Consider the following 15,222-nt stretch of genomic DNA (forward strand, 5'->3'; position numbering starts at 1 on the left):
GTGAACACGAAGCCCCCCACACCACGCCCCCTCCACCGCCTCGCCGCCGCACTCGTCCTCGCCGCGGGTTCGGTCACCGCAGTCGCCGCCACCGGCGCCCCCGCTCAGGCGGACACCCAGGTGTGCGACCAGTTCGGCTCCACCACCACACCCGGCGGCTACGTCGTGCAGAACAACGCCTGGGGCACCAGCTCCCCCCAGTGCGTGAACCAGGTCGGCGACGGCTTCCAGCTCACGCGCGCCGACGGCTCCGTGCCGACGAACGGCGCCCCGAAGTCGTACCCCTCGATCTTCGCGGGCTGCCACTACACGAACTGCTCGCCGGGCACGAACCTTCCCAAGCAGATCAGGACCATCGGCAGCGTGCCCAGCACGATCGCGTACCAGTACGTCGGCGGGGCGGTCTACGACGCCGCGTACGACATCTGGCTGGACCCGACGCCCAGGAAGGACGGCGTCAACAGGACCGAGATCATGATCTGGCTGAACCGCAGCGGCCCGGTCCAGCCCATCGGCTCGAAGACAGGAACCGCCTCCCTCGCCGGGCACAGTTGGGACGTCTGGCGGGGCAGCAACGGGCAGAACGACGTGATCTCCTACGTCGCCCCCTCGGCCCTGACGGGTCTGAGCTTCAACGTCAAGGAGTTCATCGACGGCGCCGTCGCGCAGGGCCTCGCCACCCCGGACTGGTACCTCACGAGCGTGCAGGCCGGCTTCGAGCCCTGGCAGAACGGCGCGGGACTGGCGGTCACGCGTTTCTCCGTGAGCGTCAACTGACCTCTTCCCGCTCGCCCCGCCCGGCTGGACCCCCGCCTCCCGCCGACTCAGGCGAGGGGCGGCAGCGGCCGGTCCGCGGCGGCGACGCGGGTGAGCCGGGATGTGAGGGGCGCGAGAAGCGGTGAGGTGAGGCACCTGACGGCCAGGGTGCGCAGGGCCAGCCCGAGCCGGGTCCGAGGGTAGGCGGCCCGGACGACGCCGGGCGGGAGCTTCTGCACGGCGTCGACGAGGTGCCGCATCCAGCTCTCGTACGCGGCGAGCGCCTCCTCCGGGGAAGAGTGCGCCGAGAGACTGGCGGCCAGGACGTAGCCGCCGGTCAGGGCGAGGGAGGCGCCGCCGCCTCCGATGGGGGTGACGCACCAGGCGGCGTCGCCCACGACACAGACGCGGCCCTGGTGCCAGACGGGCATACGGATCTGGGTGAGATGGTCGACGTACACGTCCTCGGAGGCGTCGAACCCGTCCAGGACCCGCGCCGACTCCCAGCCCGCGTCGGCGTACCGCGCGCGGACCCGTGCCAGCGCCTGGTCGCGGTCGAGCGAGGCGAGGTCCTCGTCGAGGGGGTAGGAGAGGATCGCGCGGGTGGTGCCATGGTTGTCGGGCCGCAGATGGACCTGCCGCCCGCCGACGGTGCTGTACCAGCGCCAGCGGTCGTCGTCACCGGGCGTGCGCGGGATCGTGCCGAACACCATGGTGATCCCGAGCGCGCGACGGTCCACCAGTCCGTCGAACAGCCGGTCCCGCGTGGCCGAACGCACCCCCTCGGCAATGACGAGCAGATCGGCGCGGAGAACGCGGCCGGACGCCGTGGTCACGGTGACCGAGTCGCCGCCCTCGACGGTGTCGGTGATCGTGTCTCCGTAGACGATCTCGACACCGGCGGGCAGATGGTCGAGGAGGGCGCGGGCGAAGTCCCCGCGCAGGATCTCCAGTTCGGCCGTCGCGCCGTCCGGACCGTCGGAGGGCAGCTCGGCGGTCACGCTGCCCCGCCCGTCCACCAGGACCGCGGCGGTCTCGGTGGTGTTCAGCGCCTTCACCACATCGACGAGCCCCATCCGGTCCAGCACCTCACGCGCGACGCCCCGGACGTCGACGTTCTGCCCGCCGTCCCGGAAGCCGGGCGCGCGTTCGAGGACCGTGACCTCCCAGCCGGTCCGCCGCAGCCAGTGGGCGGCGGAGAGACCGGCGATGCTCGCACCGGAGACGATCGCGCGCGGCGGGTTCATGACGTCGTTCCCCATGAACACCTCTTCGTCCGCCGGGACCACGCCGGATGCCGGCTGAGCCGGTTCGCCGTCCCGTTCCAGGATGCTCCGGTTTCCCGGTGCAGGGCGTTCAGTTCAGGGGGTACGGTCCAGCTCCAGCTCCCGCTTCAGGTTGCTCAGCGTCTTCTCGATGTTGCGGACCTGGAACTCGGCGAACGTCCTGCCCCGGGTGGCGAGCCTGTCGAAGGCGTCGGCCACGAAGGTGGGCCAGGCGCGCCGGTCGTCGGTCCAGATCTCCGTGACGCGCGTGCCCCCGTCGACCGGCTCGAAGCGGTACTCCCAGGTGGCGATCGGACCGCGCAGACGCGGGCGGGTGCGCCCGATGGCATGGACGCGGAAAGCGAAGCGGCGACCCGGATCGGCGGCCGTCACCGTGCAACGGGTGACCCAGCGGAACCTTCCCCGCTTGTTGCGTCCGACGAAGGTGGTGCCCACCGCCGCGTCCTCGCCCGCCGCCTCGGCTGTCGTGCCGAGGCTCTCCGGGCTCCAGCGCCCCATGTCACCGGGGCGGCTCACCGCCCGGTAGGCGACCTCCGGCGGAACGTCGATGACGATGCTGCCCTTCACGGTGAACACCCGGGTCACTGCGCTGCCTTTCGCCGAACGTCGAGCTACTGATCGGTAGTAATCATGGCAGGGGAGCGGAGCGCCCGCTCCTCCCTGCTGCGTTCCACGCAGAACTCGTTGCCCTCGGGGTCCAGCAGGGTCACCCATCCGGAACCGTCGGGCCGACGGTGGTCGCCCTGCACGGTGGCACCCAGCAGGAGCAGACGCTCGACCTCCTCGTCCCGGGTACGGTCCTGGGGCTGAAGATCCAGATGCACGCGGTTCTTCACCGACTTGCCCTCATCGCTCCTGACGAACAACAGGGCGGCAGCCCCAGCCGTTACCGTGACCTCCGGATCTCCCGGAAAGTCGTCGTCGGCGAGGGAGCTTCCCACCACCTCCGCCCAGAACGTGGCGAGAACGTAGGGATCGGCGCAGTCCACGGTGACGTGACGGATCAAGGAACTCATGCGCCCACCTGACCACGCGCGGCTCCCGCCGTCCAGAGGCGGTCGTGCTTCTCCGGGGCGGCAGTGCTCGATGCGGCCGCGGCTCGGCGGGCGGAGACGGTCGTGCCATCGTCACCGGTCCCCGCCCCGCGCCCGGGTCGGCACGCACACCCAGGCGAGAGCCGCCGCGAGCAGATAGGCGAGAGACCCGATCGCCATACTGACGCGCACCCCGGTTCCGTAGCCGCCGCTGGTCGCCAGGAGGCTGCCGCCGAGCGCCACACCGGTGGCACTGCCGATCTGGCGGGTCGTGTTGAACAACGCCGAGGCGCCTCCCTCGTACGCCGGGGGCGCGGACCCCATCACGGTGGCGGTCGTACCGGTGAGCGCGAAGGACGTACCGAATCCGGCGGCCATCATCGGCACCACCAGCAGCGCGTACGCGGGCTCGGGACCCGCCGCCGCCCACCCCGCCAGTCCGAGGGCGCCCAGCAGCATGCCCGAAGTCACCAGCGGCCGGTCACCGGTACGACGGCTCAGCCGCCCGGACAGAACCGAGGCGAACGTGGTCATCACCACCGCCGGGAACAGGGCAAGACCGGTCTCCAGCGCACTGAAATGACGTCGGTGCTGGAAATCCAGGCTGGCGGTGAACACCATGCCGTAGAAACCGAAGTTGAACAGCATGCCCACGACGGCTCCGCCGCCCATGGCCCGCGAGCGCAGCAGCCCGAGCGGCAGTGCGGGGGAGCGGGCCACCCGCTCACGTACCAGGAACGCCACGACGGCCACCGCGGAAAGACCCAGCCCGGCGAGGACGGCCGGGTCGGACCAGCCGCGCCGTCCCCCCTCGTTCAACGACGCGGTCAGCAGGGCGACCGCCGCCACCACGGCACACTGCGCGGGCCAGTCCAGAGCCCGGCCCGCATGACGCGGAGACCGCGCCACCCGGCGCAGCGTCAGGACGAGACAGACCACGCCGACCGGCAGGTTGATGAGAAACACCCAGCGCCAGCCCACCGTCGACACCAGCAGTCCGCCGAGCAGCGGACCGGCCGACGCCGCGACGCCCGCCATCGAGCCCCACAGTCCGAAGGCACGCGAGCGAGCCGCCGGGGCGGGGTACGACTCCTGGAGCAGCGCGAGCGAACCGGGCACGATCAGCGCCGCACCGAGCCCTTCCACCAGCCGCGCCACGATCAGGAAGAGGGCGTTGGGCGCGAACGCGCAGGCCGCCGACGACACCGTGAACAGCAGCACACCCGCACAGAAGACGCGCCGGTTCCCCAGCCGGTCGCCCAGCGCGCCACCCGTCATCAGAAAACCGGCGAACACCAGGGTGTAGCCGTCCGTGATCCACTGGATGCCGGTGAGCGAGGCCGACAGATCCCGGCCCACCACGGGCACGGCGACGTTGATGATCGTGACGTCCAGGATGACCATGAAATACCCGGCGCACACGGCCAGCAGCGGGGCGAGGCGACGCCGTCGGTCCGTCGGGTCCGGCCCCTCACCGACCGATTCCGTGCAGGGCACGTCGCCAACTCCGCTCTGTCCGAGGAACGCCGGTGCGATGAGCATGCTAGGCGGACCGAACGACAGAACCGGCTCGGGCGCGCGAGGGGACGACAGGTACGTCATGGCGCACCCGCTCCCTCAGCCACGCGCCCGGGATCACCGCGGGGTGGATGCCCAGAGCCCGGTACCGCCTCACCCCGCCGCCCCCGGCGGAGCCTCCTTCGTGTTCCGGCTCACCATCGTCGCCCCCAGCAGCGTCAGCGTGTGGATGACCGTGTTGCCGTGACGGTGACTGGTGATGAGGCCCGCGTCGCGCAGGGCTGTGGTGTGGTGGGTGGCCGTCGCTGGGGTCACGCCCGCGCGGTGGGCGGCTTCCGTGGTGGTGGCGCCCGCGGCGGTGGCGCGCAGGACCGTGGCCCGGGCGCGGCCCAGGAGGACCTCGAGGGAGGGCGAGCCGGGAGCCGGGCGGGGCGGCTCGTGGTGCAGGGAGTAGGTGAGGACGGGAGGCAGGGCGGGATCGGCGAGGGAGACCGGACCCTTCCAGCAGAAGTAGGACGGGATGAGCAGCAGACCCCGGCCCTCCAGACGGACGTCCTGGCGCGTCGGGTACGTGCCGATCTCCAGTTGGGGATGGTGCCAGCGCACCGCCGGGCCGAGTCCCCCGAGCAGCCCCTCGGTGCCGCCGTCGAGCAGATGCCGCCCCAGGCGTACGCGTTCGGCGTGGACGCTCTCGTGCATCCACTCCTCGTGCGGCTCGATCACCGCGCGGTGGTAGGCGCGCAGCACGCTGACCAGCTCGGCGCGAGCCTCCCGCTCCGGCAGGCGGGCCAGATGCGGCGGGACGCGTCTGACCCGTGCCAGCGTGGCCAGTTCCGCCGTCACCCGCTCCGGAGACGTCGCCAGGATCGCCCCCAGCCCCGCCTCCAGACCGGACACGCCCTCCAGCGGAGTGAGGAAGTCCGGCCAGTACGACGCGCGGGGAAAGAGGGGGAGCAGGAGCTGCCGTACCGCGCTCTCCAGCCCCGCCTCCCGTAACCGCTCGCGCGCCGCGCGGTACCAGTGCGCGTAGGCCCAGCGCCCCGCCGGGGTCTGGAAGCGGTGGAGGCTGGCGGCGATCTCCCACAGCGGATGCGGGGCGGCGGCAACTCGGGTCCGGGCCAGATCCTCGGCCGAGAAATGGAAGCGAAGCACGCTCAACACCCTTTCCACCGGCGTCATTTCACCCTGTTCGAATGAGCATGACAGCCGAAAGCGCACACCGGAGCATGAACTCGCTCCGCCGCACCGATCCCCGAGGCACCACCCGCACCCTCCGCATGTCCCCGGCCCACCGAACGAGCCCGTGACCCCAGCACGCGACCCGCGCCCACGGTACGAACGGACACCGAAGGAACCCGATGGCGAAGATCCTCACCCACCCGGCCGCGGCGGCGGCCCTGCTCGCTGCCCTCGCCGTCTCGGCACCCGCCACCGCGTCGGCAGCACCCGCGTCGGCCGCCCCCGCCAACTCCTCGTCAGCGTCCACCAGTTGATACGGCGGCGCCGTCACCGTGAACTACGGGGACGCCGCCGAGTTCGGGCCCTACACCACGACGTCCCGCTGCGCCGACATCAACCTCCGCATGGTGAGCGGCGACGCCGAATTCGTCTGGGCCTGCGTGAAGTTCACCCGCGTCGGCGCGTGCAACTACTGGACCCAGGTCGGCCGGAGCTGGAAGACCATCGCCACCGACGTCAAGGACGGCAGCAAGTTCACCGTGCCCCTCGGCGTGGACCTCGAAGGCTCCTCCGCACGCGTCCAGATCGCCTTCTGACCCGCTCAGGTCCCCCAAGTCCCGCTTCCACCAAGTGCTTTGGAGTTCCGATGACCCGCACCCGAAGAACGGCGGCCGTACTCGCCGCCACCACCGCGCTCCTCGCCGCCGGCGCCACCGCACCCGCCGCCGCTCAAGCCGAGGGCGCTGCGGCTTCCTGCTACGGCGGCGCCGTCTCGCTCACCTACCACTACTCCACCGCGGCGGTCGAGTACGGCACCTACACCACCACCTCGCGCTGCTCCGACATCAACATCAAGCTCAGCAGCTCGGCCACCGGCTTCCTGGACGCCTGCGTCGTCTTCGTGGACCACACCTCGCTGTGCAACCACGACAACACCTACTCGACGTTCGGTCCCCAGTGGGCGACCGTCGCCACCGACGTCAAGGACGGCACCCGCTTCAAGCTGCGCGTGCACGCCTACGACACCGACGCCCAGAACGTCCCGTTCCAGCTCGCCTTCTGACCGACCGTACAAGGGAGTTCACGATGACCTTCTCTCCGGACCGCCGCTCCGTCCTGCGCGGCACCCTCGCCGTCACCGCGGGCGTCTTCGCCGGGCCCGTCCTGCTCTCGGGCAGCGCGCAGGCGTACAACTGGACGCGCACCATGAACCAGGGCGCCACCGGCGCCGATGTGACGGAGCTTCAGATCCGGGTGGCGGGCTGGGCCGCCGACTCCGCGTCCCAGTCCCGGGTGAGCATCGACGGCGACTTCGGCCCGGGCACGGCCGCCGCCGTGCGTCGCTTCCAGGCCGCGTACGGGCTCTCGGTCGACGGCAGCGCCGGACCCGCGACCCAGGCGCAGCTCAACGCCCTTGAGCAGTCGGACGGTTCGACCGCGCACTTCAACTGGAGTGAGTTCTACGACCGTTCGAGCGGCAACTTCAACGGCGGCAAGGTGAGCGCCGCCGCTGTCAAGGAGAACGCCCGCCGGGCGATGTACAAGTTGGAGGCGCTGCGCAAGAAGCTCGGCAACGTGCCGATCACCGTCAACTCTGGTTTCCGCAGCATCGCGCACAACGCCGAGATCGGCGGCGCCAGCGACAGCATGCACCTCTACGGCACCGCCGCCGACCTCGACGTGCCCGGCGTCGCCAACCGCACCGTCTACCAGAAGGCCGAGACCTGCGGCTTCTCGGGTCTGGAGCGGTACGACGTCGACCACCAGCACGTCGACAGCCGCGCCGACCTCGGCCGCTCCTGGTGGTGGGAGAGCGGCACCATCTGACCCGCCGCGGCCCGGAGCCGGGGACCGTCCGAGGTCCCCGGCCCCCGCACGCCCACCGCCCCCACCGGCACCCGGAAGCGCCCCCACCCGCAAGCGCCCCCACCCGGAAGGTCACACCCCCATGCCCCGCATACCCCTGGCCCGCGCGGCTCTCGCCGGTCTCGGCACCCTGGCCATGGTCGCCGCCGCCGTGCAGCCCGCCGCTGCCGTACCCCGGACCGGCAGATCCGAGGGCCCCGTCGCCCGCGCCTTCAGCAGCGCCGCCACCGAGTACGGCGTCCCGCGCGACCTCCTGATCGCCCTCGGCTACAGCGAGACCCACCTCGACGGCCACCACGGTCTGCCCAGCCAGGCGGGCGGATACGGCGTGATGCACCTGGTCAGCAACCCCGACCAGCACACCCTGGAGCTGGCGTCCCGGCTCACCGGCGACACCGCCCGCGAGCTGCGCACCGACACCGCCGCCAACATCCGCGGCGGCGCCGCCGTCCTGCGCTCCTACGCCGACCGTGCCGGACTGAGCAACGCCGAGCGGCGCGACACCGACACCTGGTACCCGCTCCTCGCCCGGTACGGCGGCGCCACCGACCCCGCCACCGCCCGGCTTTACGCCGACACCGTCTACACCTTCCTCGCCCAGGGCGTCACCGCCCGCACCGAGGGCGGCGAGAAGCTGACCCTGCCCGCCCGGAAGGTCGCCCCCGAGCGCGGCGCCTACGCATCCGCCCTGGCCCCTGCCGCGCAGAGCCCCGACTACCCCTCCGCCCTCTGGGTCCCCGCCGACCCGGCCAACTACGCGGTCGGCCGCACGGCGGCGATCAGCAAGGTCGTCATTCACGTCACCGAGGGCTCGTACGCCGGGACCATCAGTTGGTTCCAGAACCCGTCGGCGCAGGTCAGCGCGCACTACGTGGTGCGCTCCTCGGACGGCCAGATCACCCAGATGGTGCGCGAGAAGGACACCGCCTGGCACGCCCGCTCCGGGAACGCCAGCGGCATCGGCATCGAGCACGAGGGGTACATCGACAACCCGACCTGGTTCACCGACGCGATGTACCGCTCCTCCGCCGCGCTGACCGCCTCCCTCTGCGCCCGCTACGGCATCCCCAAGGACCGCGCCCATATCGTCGGCCACTCCGAGGTGCCCGGCAACGACCACACCGACCCCGGTCCGAACTGGAACTGGACCTACTACATGCAGTTGGTCGGCGGCAGCACCGGCGGCGGCGAGGTCCAGCTCAGCTTCCCGTCGTACGACACCCTGCGCTCCGGCTCCACCGGCGCCCAGGTCTCGGCCGCGCAGTCGCTCCTCAACGCGCAGGGCTTCGACGCGGGCACCGTAGACGGCAGCTTCGGCACGAAGACGACCTCCGCCGTGACCGCCTTCCAGAAGGCTCGCAGCCTGAGCGCCGATGGTGTCGTGGGCGCCCGCACCTGGACCGCCCTGCTCTCCGCCGGCACCACGCCCGCCCTCAGCCAGGGCAGCACCGGCACCGCCGTCCAGCGCCTCCAACGAGCCCTGACCGCCGCGCTCGGACGAACCGTCACGGCCGACGGCGACTTCGGCTCGGGCACCCAGCAGGCCGTACGGGACTACCAGACCAGCCGCTCGCTCGGCGTCGACGGCCAGGTCGGACCCGCCACCTGGGGCGCGCTGCAAGCGGGACGCTGAGCGACGACGGCTCCTCTTCCAGCGGCACCACGATGGTCGCCGTCCTGCCAGGATCAGGGTTCACCGGGGTGCGGTACGCGCGCGCCGCATACTCGGAGCAGAACGTATTTCCGCAGGAGGACTCTTCATGACTGACCGACCCTTGACGCTCATGGCAGTACACGCCCACCCCGACGACGAGGCCACCGGAACCGGAGGGATCCTGGCGCGCTACGCGGCGGAGGGCATCCGCACGGTCCTCGTGACGTGTACCGACGGCGGTTGCGGTGACGGACCGGGGGGTGTCAAGCCCGGGGACCCCGGGCACGATCCGGCGGCCGTCGCACTGATGCGCCGTCAGGAACTCAAGGCGAGTTGTGACGTCCTGGGGATCAGCGATCTGGAGATGCTGGAGTACGCCGACTCCGGGATGATGGGCTGGCCGGGCAACGACGCCCCCGGATCTTTCTGGCAGACCCCTGTGGAGGACGGCGCGGCCCGGCTCGCCGAACTCATGCGGCACTACCGCCCCGACGTGGTCGTCACCTACGACGAGAACGGTTTCTACGGCCACCCCGACCACATCCAGGCACACCGCATCACCATGGCGGCACTGGAGATGACCGATCTGACACCGAAGGTGTACTGGACCACCGCGCCCCGCTCGATGATGCGGCGGTTCGGCGAGGTGATGCGCGAGTTCCACGAGGACATGCCGGAGCCGGACCCGGCCGAGACCGCCGCGCTCGCCGAGATCGGTCTCCCCGACGACGAGATCACCACATGGGTGGACACCACCGCCTACAGCGGTCAGAAATTCGACGCCCTTGCCGCCCACGCCAGCCAGGGCGAGAACATCTTCTTCCTCCGAATGGGCAAGCAGCGGTTCGGCGAACTGATGGGCATGGAGACCTTCGTCCGCGTCCGGGACACCACCGGGGCGGCGACCCCGGAGAACGACCTCTTTGCCGGACTGCGCTGATGGTCCGCCCCGCCGGTGCGGTCTGCTCTCCGTACCGCTCTTGAGGATGACACGGGCCCCGGTGGTTACGGAAGACCGTATCTGCCGGGGCTCGGTGTGTGGTGTTCAGCGGACGGTGGTGACGCGTTGTTCCTTCAGGGAGGCGCAGTTGGAGCCGGTGATCTGGATGTAGATGTTGTGGATCTGGCCGCCCCAGTCGACGCAGTGGCCCTTGCCGTAGACGTAGGTGGGTCCGGCGTACGAGGTGTACTTCCCGTAGTCCTGGTCGTAGACGTCGGTGTCCGGGACGTAGATCCAGGCGGCCACGTCTGTCGCGGTGCCGGGGGTGCTGCGGATGGTGGTGACGCAGTTCTTGCCGTTGGTGGGGTTGTAGGTGAGGTAGACGGTGCCGAGGGTGCCGACGGGTGCGGAGTTGACGGTCTTGTAGGCGCTGCCGCAGACCTTCTGGGGTGTGGTGTTGGGTGCGGCGGAGGCGGGTGAGGCGAGTGCGGTGGTGGCGCCTGCGGCGAGGGCCAGGGCTCCGGTGGCGGCCAGCACGGAACGGCTGAATCGCATATTTCCCCCTTGTGTTGGTTGGAGTTTGTTGTTCCTGCCTGGTGTGACTCACGGCACATCGGGATGGTTGTGCTGTCCTGGGGTGCTTCCTGTTGGCGGTGCGGTCGCTGCCGGTACGGCGCAGTTCGCCGAGTACCTCCCTCACCGAGAACCGGGGCAGCAGCCTGGTGCTCGTCCCGGCGGTCAGTCCGAGGACGCAGACGGTCTGGCTCATGGCGTGGTGGAGGGGCAGCGGCCGCAGCAGCCGGTCCCGTTCCGGGAGAGCGAGGACGCCCGCGATAGCCGCCGCGACCGGCGCCAGCGGCTGCGCTGCGTGGACAGCACGCCCTTGGCGGCGCCGGAGGACCTGGAGGTGTGGAGCAGTCACGCCACCTCCCAGCCCGAGGTCGTCCCGGGCGGGCCTGCCGGCCGCTCTGCCCGTCAGATCCTCGTACCGCCGGATGCCGCCCGCCGTCCAGGACTGGCGGCTTCGCGCGCTGTGTTCCCGGTCGACGCAGCCCCGTTGCTCTCGCCGCCCTCGGCCGCCACTGCGGTCACGCCGGGGCGGGACAGCAGTTCCGGTCGATGCGCCGGGTGTGCCTCGTCGGTGACGATCACCCGCGCACCGCGGTCGTCCAGCAGCCGGGCCGGCTCCGCACCACGGCTCCCGGCGTCCAGCGGCACGCCTATACCGCCCGCCTGGGTGGCCGCGAGCAGGCTTTCGGTGGCTTCGGTACGGTTGCCGGGCAGGATCGTCACCCGTTCGCCCCGCGCCATCCCGAGTCCGGCCAGATGCCTGGCGAGCTGTCCGGTGCGCCGTTCCGGATCCCGGTACGTCACTCGCGTACGGCGGTCCTGGAAGGCGGCCTTGCGGCCTTGTCCCCGGGATGCCCGGCGTGCTCCCGCAGCAGCTCGGGAATCGGCCAGGCCGTGCCAACGGCTGCGCTCATGTGCCGGAACTCCTCTTCCTGTGCTGGTGGTTGGGGGCTCCGATCCCGCGAACGCGGTGCCGCCTCGCAGGTGAGGGGCCGTCAGGACCGTTTCACTGCAGATCCGTCCGTGCGGCTGGTGTCCGGCGCTTCTTCGCGCAGCCGTGTCGACGAGCCGGTGTCGAGGGCGGTACCGCACCGGACCAGGCTCCGGCGATGGCGCGTGCCCTGTGCTGGATGAGCGGGCGGATCTTCTGCCACGTCTCGCGGGAGTCCCGCGGGAAGCTGCGGCAGGCGTCCGCGGCCTGCGAGCACATCTGGCTGGTCGCCGCCGGGCTGGGCTGAGCGGTCGGGCGCGGACGCGGGCACAAGGCCGCCGCCGGTCCGCGTCAGTCACCGTGTGCCGCAGACACCGGAGACACCGGAGACACCGGAGACGCCGCAGACGCCGCAGACGCCGCAGACGCCGCAGACACCGGAGACACCGGAGCCACCGGAGCCACCGGAGCCACCGCAGACGCCGGGGGCAAAGGGAGTTGGTGAGGCGTTCCCGGGCTCAGGGGTGCGTCGGCTCGGCGGGGGAGGGTGCCGTGGTGTGGGCTTTGAGGAGTCCTTCGACTCCGTGCAGGAAGGTCTCGCACACCAGTGCCGGGTCGAAGAGGCATCCGGCGGCCATCGCGCCGTCGCGCATCATCACGAAGTGGCGGGCGGCGGGTCCGGCGGGCTGCTCCCGGATCTGGGCCAGGAGTGCCGTGACGGTCTCGAGGAACCACTGGCGGTGCGCGAGGACGGCCAGGTGCACCGGGTGCTGGGGGTCGGGGTACTCGGCGACGGCGTTGAGGAAGGCGCATCCCCGGAAGCCGGGGGACTGGATGGCCTGCGCGATGGACGAGCTGATGGCCCGGATGGTGCCGGCCGCCGGAAGCCCGGCGGCGACGGCCGCGTCCGCCTGCCCGCGCAGCGCGCGGTCGGCTTCTTCCAGGTAGGCGACCACGAGGCTCTCTTTGCTGGGGAAGTGGCGGTAGAAGGTGGCCCGGGTCACCTGCGCCTCGGCGACGATGCGGTCGACGCCGACGCTGTGGATCCCCTCCGCGTAGAACAACTGGCCGGCTGTCCTGAGCAGCCGGGAGCGCGCCTGGGACGGCCGGCTTTCGGATTCGCTGCGCACCATACGGCCATCCTAAAGGGGAGAACGTTCGGTCTTGACAAGCCGCGGCGCCCCTTGCCAGTCTTGCTGAACAGAACGTTCGTTCTTGGTGGTGGGGTGCGGTCGTCCCGGGCGAGGAGACCGGCCGCGGGAAACCCCGGATCACCTCTCTCTTCGCAGGTCCGTCTCTCTCTTCGCAGGTCCGTCGAAAGGATCATCGTGAGCACCCTCACCGCTCCGTCCGGCATCACCAGTACGGCGTCCGCGCTGCGGCGGCTGTACTTCGTCCGGTTCGCGTTCGCTGTCGTCTGGGCCCTCGTGATGTTCACGATGACCGCGAAGCTGAGCCCGCTCGGGATCGTTCTGCTCGTGCTGTATCCGCTGTTCGACGTGGGCGCGGCCGTCGTCGACGCGCGCTCGTCGCGCACCACGGGATCACCGGCGCTCCTGTACGTGAACATGGCGGTCAGTCTGGCCGCGGCCGTCGGCGTGGCTCTCGCCGCGGCGTCCGGCGTCCCGGCGGTGCTGCGTGTGTGGGGAGCCTGGGCGATCGTGTCCGGGCTGGTCCAGCTCGTCGTGGCCGTCCCCCGCCGCACGCTGGGTGGCCAGTGGCCGATGATCCTCAGCGGCGGCATCTCGGTCCTGGCCGGGGCGTTGTTCGTCGCGTCGGCGGGCGCGGAGCACCCCGTGCTCACCGGCGCGGTCGGCTACGCCGTCCCCGGCGGCATCTTCTTCCTCGTTTCGGCCCTGCGTCTGGGGCGTGCCGCCCGGGAGAGCTGACAGGGGTGGCCGTGTGCCCCGGTCAGGCAGCCGGGGTCCACCGCTGCGCGGCTGTGCCGTTGCGGTCGTGGATCTGCAGTCGCGTACCGTCGGCGGTGGAGCCGGCCGGGTCGTCCAGGCACCGTCCCGACCGCGGGTTGACCAGCGAGGAGCCGGGACCGGGCGCTCAGCGCTGTGCGCCGGAGCCGTTGCACTGCCGGAGCCGCACCGTGGTCCCGTTCGCGCTCCCGCCGGCGCTCACGTCGAGGCAGCCGCCCAGCGCCCGCAGTGTGCCGCCCGCGCCGGGAACCCAGGTCCACCGCTGCGCGTCGGTGCCGTTGCACGCGTACAACTGGACCTGGGTGCCGCCCGCCGTGCCGGAGTTGCGCACGTCGAGGCACTTGCCGGTGATGCCGGAGCGGAACACCGCGGTGCCGACCTGGCCGTGGGACTTCAGCGCGGACTCCACGAGCGACGCGGCCGCCGCCATTCCCGCCTCGTTGGGGTGGTACGCGGAGCGGCCCGCCGCCGGACGGTACGTCTCCACCCACGGGCTCTCGGCGCACGCGTCGTGTCCGTGGCCGGCGGCCGCCAGATCGACCAGGGTGGCACCGGTGGCGGAGGCGGCGGTGGCGGTGGCGTCCGCCAGGCGCGAGGCGATACCGCGCTCGAACGCCGCCTGGCCGTCTGTCAGCGGGACGTCGGCGCACACCCCGGCGTCCGGCAGGAGGGTGAAGTAGCTGACCAGGTAGACCTGTGCCTGCGGTGCCGCGCTGTGTACGGCGTCCACGACGCTCTCGATCCGCCCGGCCAGGCTGGGGAAGGTCTGGTCGATCGCGTTCCGGTCCACACTCCCGCAGTTGGTGCCGCCGCCGGTCTGACAGGAATAGGCGTTGACGCTGCCCAGGTAGTCGACGTCGTTTCCGCCGATGGTGACGGTGACGACCCGGGTCGCCGCGGTCACCGCCTGGACCTGCGGCGGCTGCCCGGACTGACCGTCCGTCAGCACGTTCGCGGTGGTCGCGCCGCTGCACGAGACGTCCGTCAGGTCGGCCCCGGTCTCGCGGGCGACGATGGAGGCGTAATTTCCGGCCGACCGGGCGCACGCCGCGGCTTTGCTGCCCGCCTGCGCCGGCGGGATGCCCGGACCGGCGGCGAAGGAGCTGCCCATCGCGACGTAGCCGAGCCCCGAGGCGGCGTCGGCCGAGGCGGCGGCGGACCCGGACTGGGCCCGCGCCCAGGCGGTCGTCGCGGGCGCGGCAACGGCGAGGACCAACGCCACGCCCACGGCGCACATCGCGCGCGCCCATCTCCGGTCGGCATTGCGGCTCTTCGCGTGTGGACCCGGCATCAGGTTCTCCACAGGAACGGGGCACGGCACGAGCGCGGGACCGTACCCGGCTCGGCAACGTTGTCGGTCCGGACCCTAACGGGCGCTGGCCCCCGGGCCAAGAGACAGAACGCGCCCTGTGCGGCATGTTCAAGCCGAAGCCGAAGCCGAAGCCGAAGCCGAAGCCGAAGCCGAAGCCGAAGCCGAAGCCGGAGCCGGAGCCGGAGCCGGAGCCGGAGCCGGAGCCGGAGCCGGAGCCGGAGCCGGAGCCGGAGCCGGAGCCGGAGCCG

Annotated in this window: 18 protein-coding genes and 1 pseudogene; 9 read left to right on the forward strand and 10 right to left on the reverse strand. The window is 71.5% G+C overall.

Annotation, left to right across the window (positions count from 1 at the left end; genetic code table 11):
- Positions 1–777, forward strand: coding sequence for a glycoside hydrolase (locus tag IF655_RS23010; protein ID WP_307815022.1), 777 nt, complete (start codon positions 1–3; stop codon positions 775–777).
- Positions 778–824: 47 nt separating this feature from the next.
- Here the strand turns inward: IF655_RS23010 and IF655_RS23015 are convergent, their stop codons facing one another.
- From IF655_RS23015 to IF655_RS23035, 5 genes are all read right to left on the reverse strand, one after another.
- On the reverse strand, positions 825–2,018 hold the full coding sequence (locus IF655_RS23015) for an FAD-dependent monooxygenase (RefSeq protein ID WP_242488879.1): 1,194 nt from the start codon (positions 2,016–2,018) through the stop codon (positions 825–827).
- A gap of 99 nt (positions 2,019–2,117) precedes the next feature.
- Entirely contained in the window at positions 2,118–2,627 is a 510-nt protein-coding gene (locus IF655_RS23020; protein WP_199586980.1) for an SRPBCC family protein, read from the reverse strand.
- Between the two features lie 26 nt (positions 2,628–2,653).
- A complete protein-coding gene (locus IF655_RS23025; RefSeq protein ID WP_199586981.1) occupies positions 2,654–3,058 on the reverse strand; it encodes a VOC family protein in 405 nt (134 codons plus the stop codon).
- Between the two features lie 111 nt (positions 3,059–3,169).
- Entirely contained in the window at positions 3,170–4,618 is a 1,449-nt protein-coding gene (locus IF655_RS23030) for an MFS transporter (protein WP_199586982.1), read from the reverse strand.
- 129 nt (positions 4,619–4,747) lie between these two features.
- Positions 4,748–5,746, reverse strand: coding sequence for a helix-turn-helix domain-containing protein (locus tag IF655_RS23035; RefSeq protein ID WP_199586983.1), 999 nt, complete (start codon positions 5,744–5,746; stop codon positions 4,748–4,750).
- Between the two features lie 206 nt (positions 5,747–5,952).
- Between IF655_RS23035 and IF655_RS31555 the strand changes: the two genes are divergently transcribed.
- The 6 genes from IF655_RS31555 to IF655_RS23060 all read left to right on the forward strand — a co-directional run bounded on the left by IF655_RS31555 (position 5,953) and on the right by IF655_RS23060 (position 10,233).
- Positions 5,953–6,087 carry a hypothetical protein gene (locus IF655_RS31555; protein ID WP_277952708.1) on the forward strand — a complete coding sequence of 45 codons (135 nt, stop codon included), beginning with the start codon at positions 5,953–5,955 and terminating at the stop codon, positions 6,085–6,087.
- Positions 6,088–6,105: 18 nt separating this feature from the next.
- Complete coding sequence (locus IF655_RS31275) at positions 6,106–6,369, forward strand: hypothetical protein (protein WP_242488880.1); 264 nt, start codon at positions 6,106–6,108, stop codon at positions 6,367–6,369.
- Between the two features lie 50 nt (positions 6,370–6,419).
- Positions 6,420–6,836 carry a hypothetical protein gene (locus IF655_RS23045; RefSeq protein ID WP_199586984.1) on the forward strand — a complete coding sequence of 139 codons (417 nt, stop codon included), beginning with the start codon at positions 6,420–6,422 and terminating at the stop codon, positions 6,834–6,836.
- 23 nt (positions 6,837–6,859) lie between these two features.
- Complete coding sequence (locus IF655_RS23050; RefSeq protein ID WP_199586985.1) at positions 6,860–7,600, forward strand: D-Ala-D-Ala carboxypeptidase family metallohydrolase; 741 nt, start codon at positions 6,860–6,862, stop codon at positions 7,598–7,600.
- Between the two features lie 121 nt (positions 7,601–7,721).
- The gene (locus IF655_RS23055) at positions 7,722–9,272 is read left to right on the forward strand and encodes an N-acetylmuramoyl-L-alanine amidase (protein ID WP_199586986.1); all 1,551 of its coding nucleotides are present in this window, start codon (positions 7,722–7,724) and stop codon (positions 9,270–9,272) included.
- A 127-nt stretch (positions 9,273–9,399) separates the two neighbouring features.
- A complete protein-coding gene (locus tag IF655_RS23060; protein WP_199586987.1) occupies positions 9,400–10,233 on the forward strand; it encodes a PIG-L family deacetylase in 834 nt (277 codons plus the stop codon).
- 105 nt (positions 10,234–10,338) lie between these two features.
- Here the strand turns inward: IF655_RS23060 and IF655_RS23065 are convergent, their stop codons facing one another.
- Entirely contained in the window at positions 10,339–10,788 is a 450-nt protein-coding gene (locus tag IF655_RS23065) for a spore-associated protein (RefSeq protein ID WP_199586988.1), read from the reverse strand.
- 420 nt (positions 10,789–11,208) lie between these two features.
- On the reverse strand, positions 11,209–11,607 hold the full coding sequence (locus IF655_RS31280) for an AMP-binding protein (RefSeq protein ID WP_307815023.1): 399 nt from the start codon (positions 11,605–11,607) through the stop codon (positions 11,209–11,211).
- 260 nt (positions 11,608–11,867) lie between these two features.
- Between IF655_RS31280 and IF655_RS23075 the strand changes: the two are divergent.
- Positions 11,868–12,041 (forward strand): annotated as a pseudogene (locus IF655_RS23075) (TetR/AcrR family transcriptional regulator); the annotation flags it as partial.
- Between the two features lie 211 nt (positions 12,042–12,252).
- Here IF655_RS23075 and IF655_RS23080 read toward each other — a convergent pair.
- On the reverse strand, positions 12,253–12,867 hold the full coding sequence (locus tag IF655_RS23080) for a TetR/AcrR family transcriptional regulator (RefSeq protein ID WP_199586990.1): 615 nt from the start codon (positions 12,865–12,867) through the stop codon (positions 12,253–12,255).
- Between the two features lie 195 nt (positions 12,868–13,062).
- Here IF655_RS23080 and IF655_RS23085 point away from each other — a divergent pair, with 195 nt between their 5' ends.
- Entirely contained in the window at positions 13,063–13,623 is a 561-nt protein-coding gene (locus IF655_RS23085) for a hypothetical protein (RefSeq protein ID WP_199586991.1), read from the forward strand.
- A 22-nt stretch (positions 13,624–13,645) separates the two neighbouring features.
- Here IF655_RS23085 and IF655_RS31285 read toward each other — a convergent pair whose 3' ends face one another.
- Positions 13,646–13,768, reverse strand: coding sequence for an RICIN domain-containing protein (locus IF655_RS31285; RefSeq protein ID WP_277952711.1), 123 nt, complete (start codon positions 13,766–13,768; stop codon positions 13,646–13,648).
- 21 nt (positions 13,769–13,789) lie between these two features.
- Positions 13,790–14,953 (reverse strand): SGNH/GDSL hydrolase family protein, encoded by a 1,164-nt coding sequence (locus IF655_RS23090; protein ID WP_242488881.1) that lies wholly within the window; start codon positions 14,951–14,953, stop codon positions 13,790–13,792.
- Positions 14,954–15,222 lie beyond the last annotated feature (269 nt).

Origin of the sequence: Streptomyces sp. DSM 110735, assembly GCF_016482685.1 — a bacterium.
Lineage (GTDB): Bacteria > Actinomycetota > Actinomycetes > Streptomycetales > Streptomycetaceae > Streptomyces.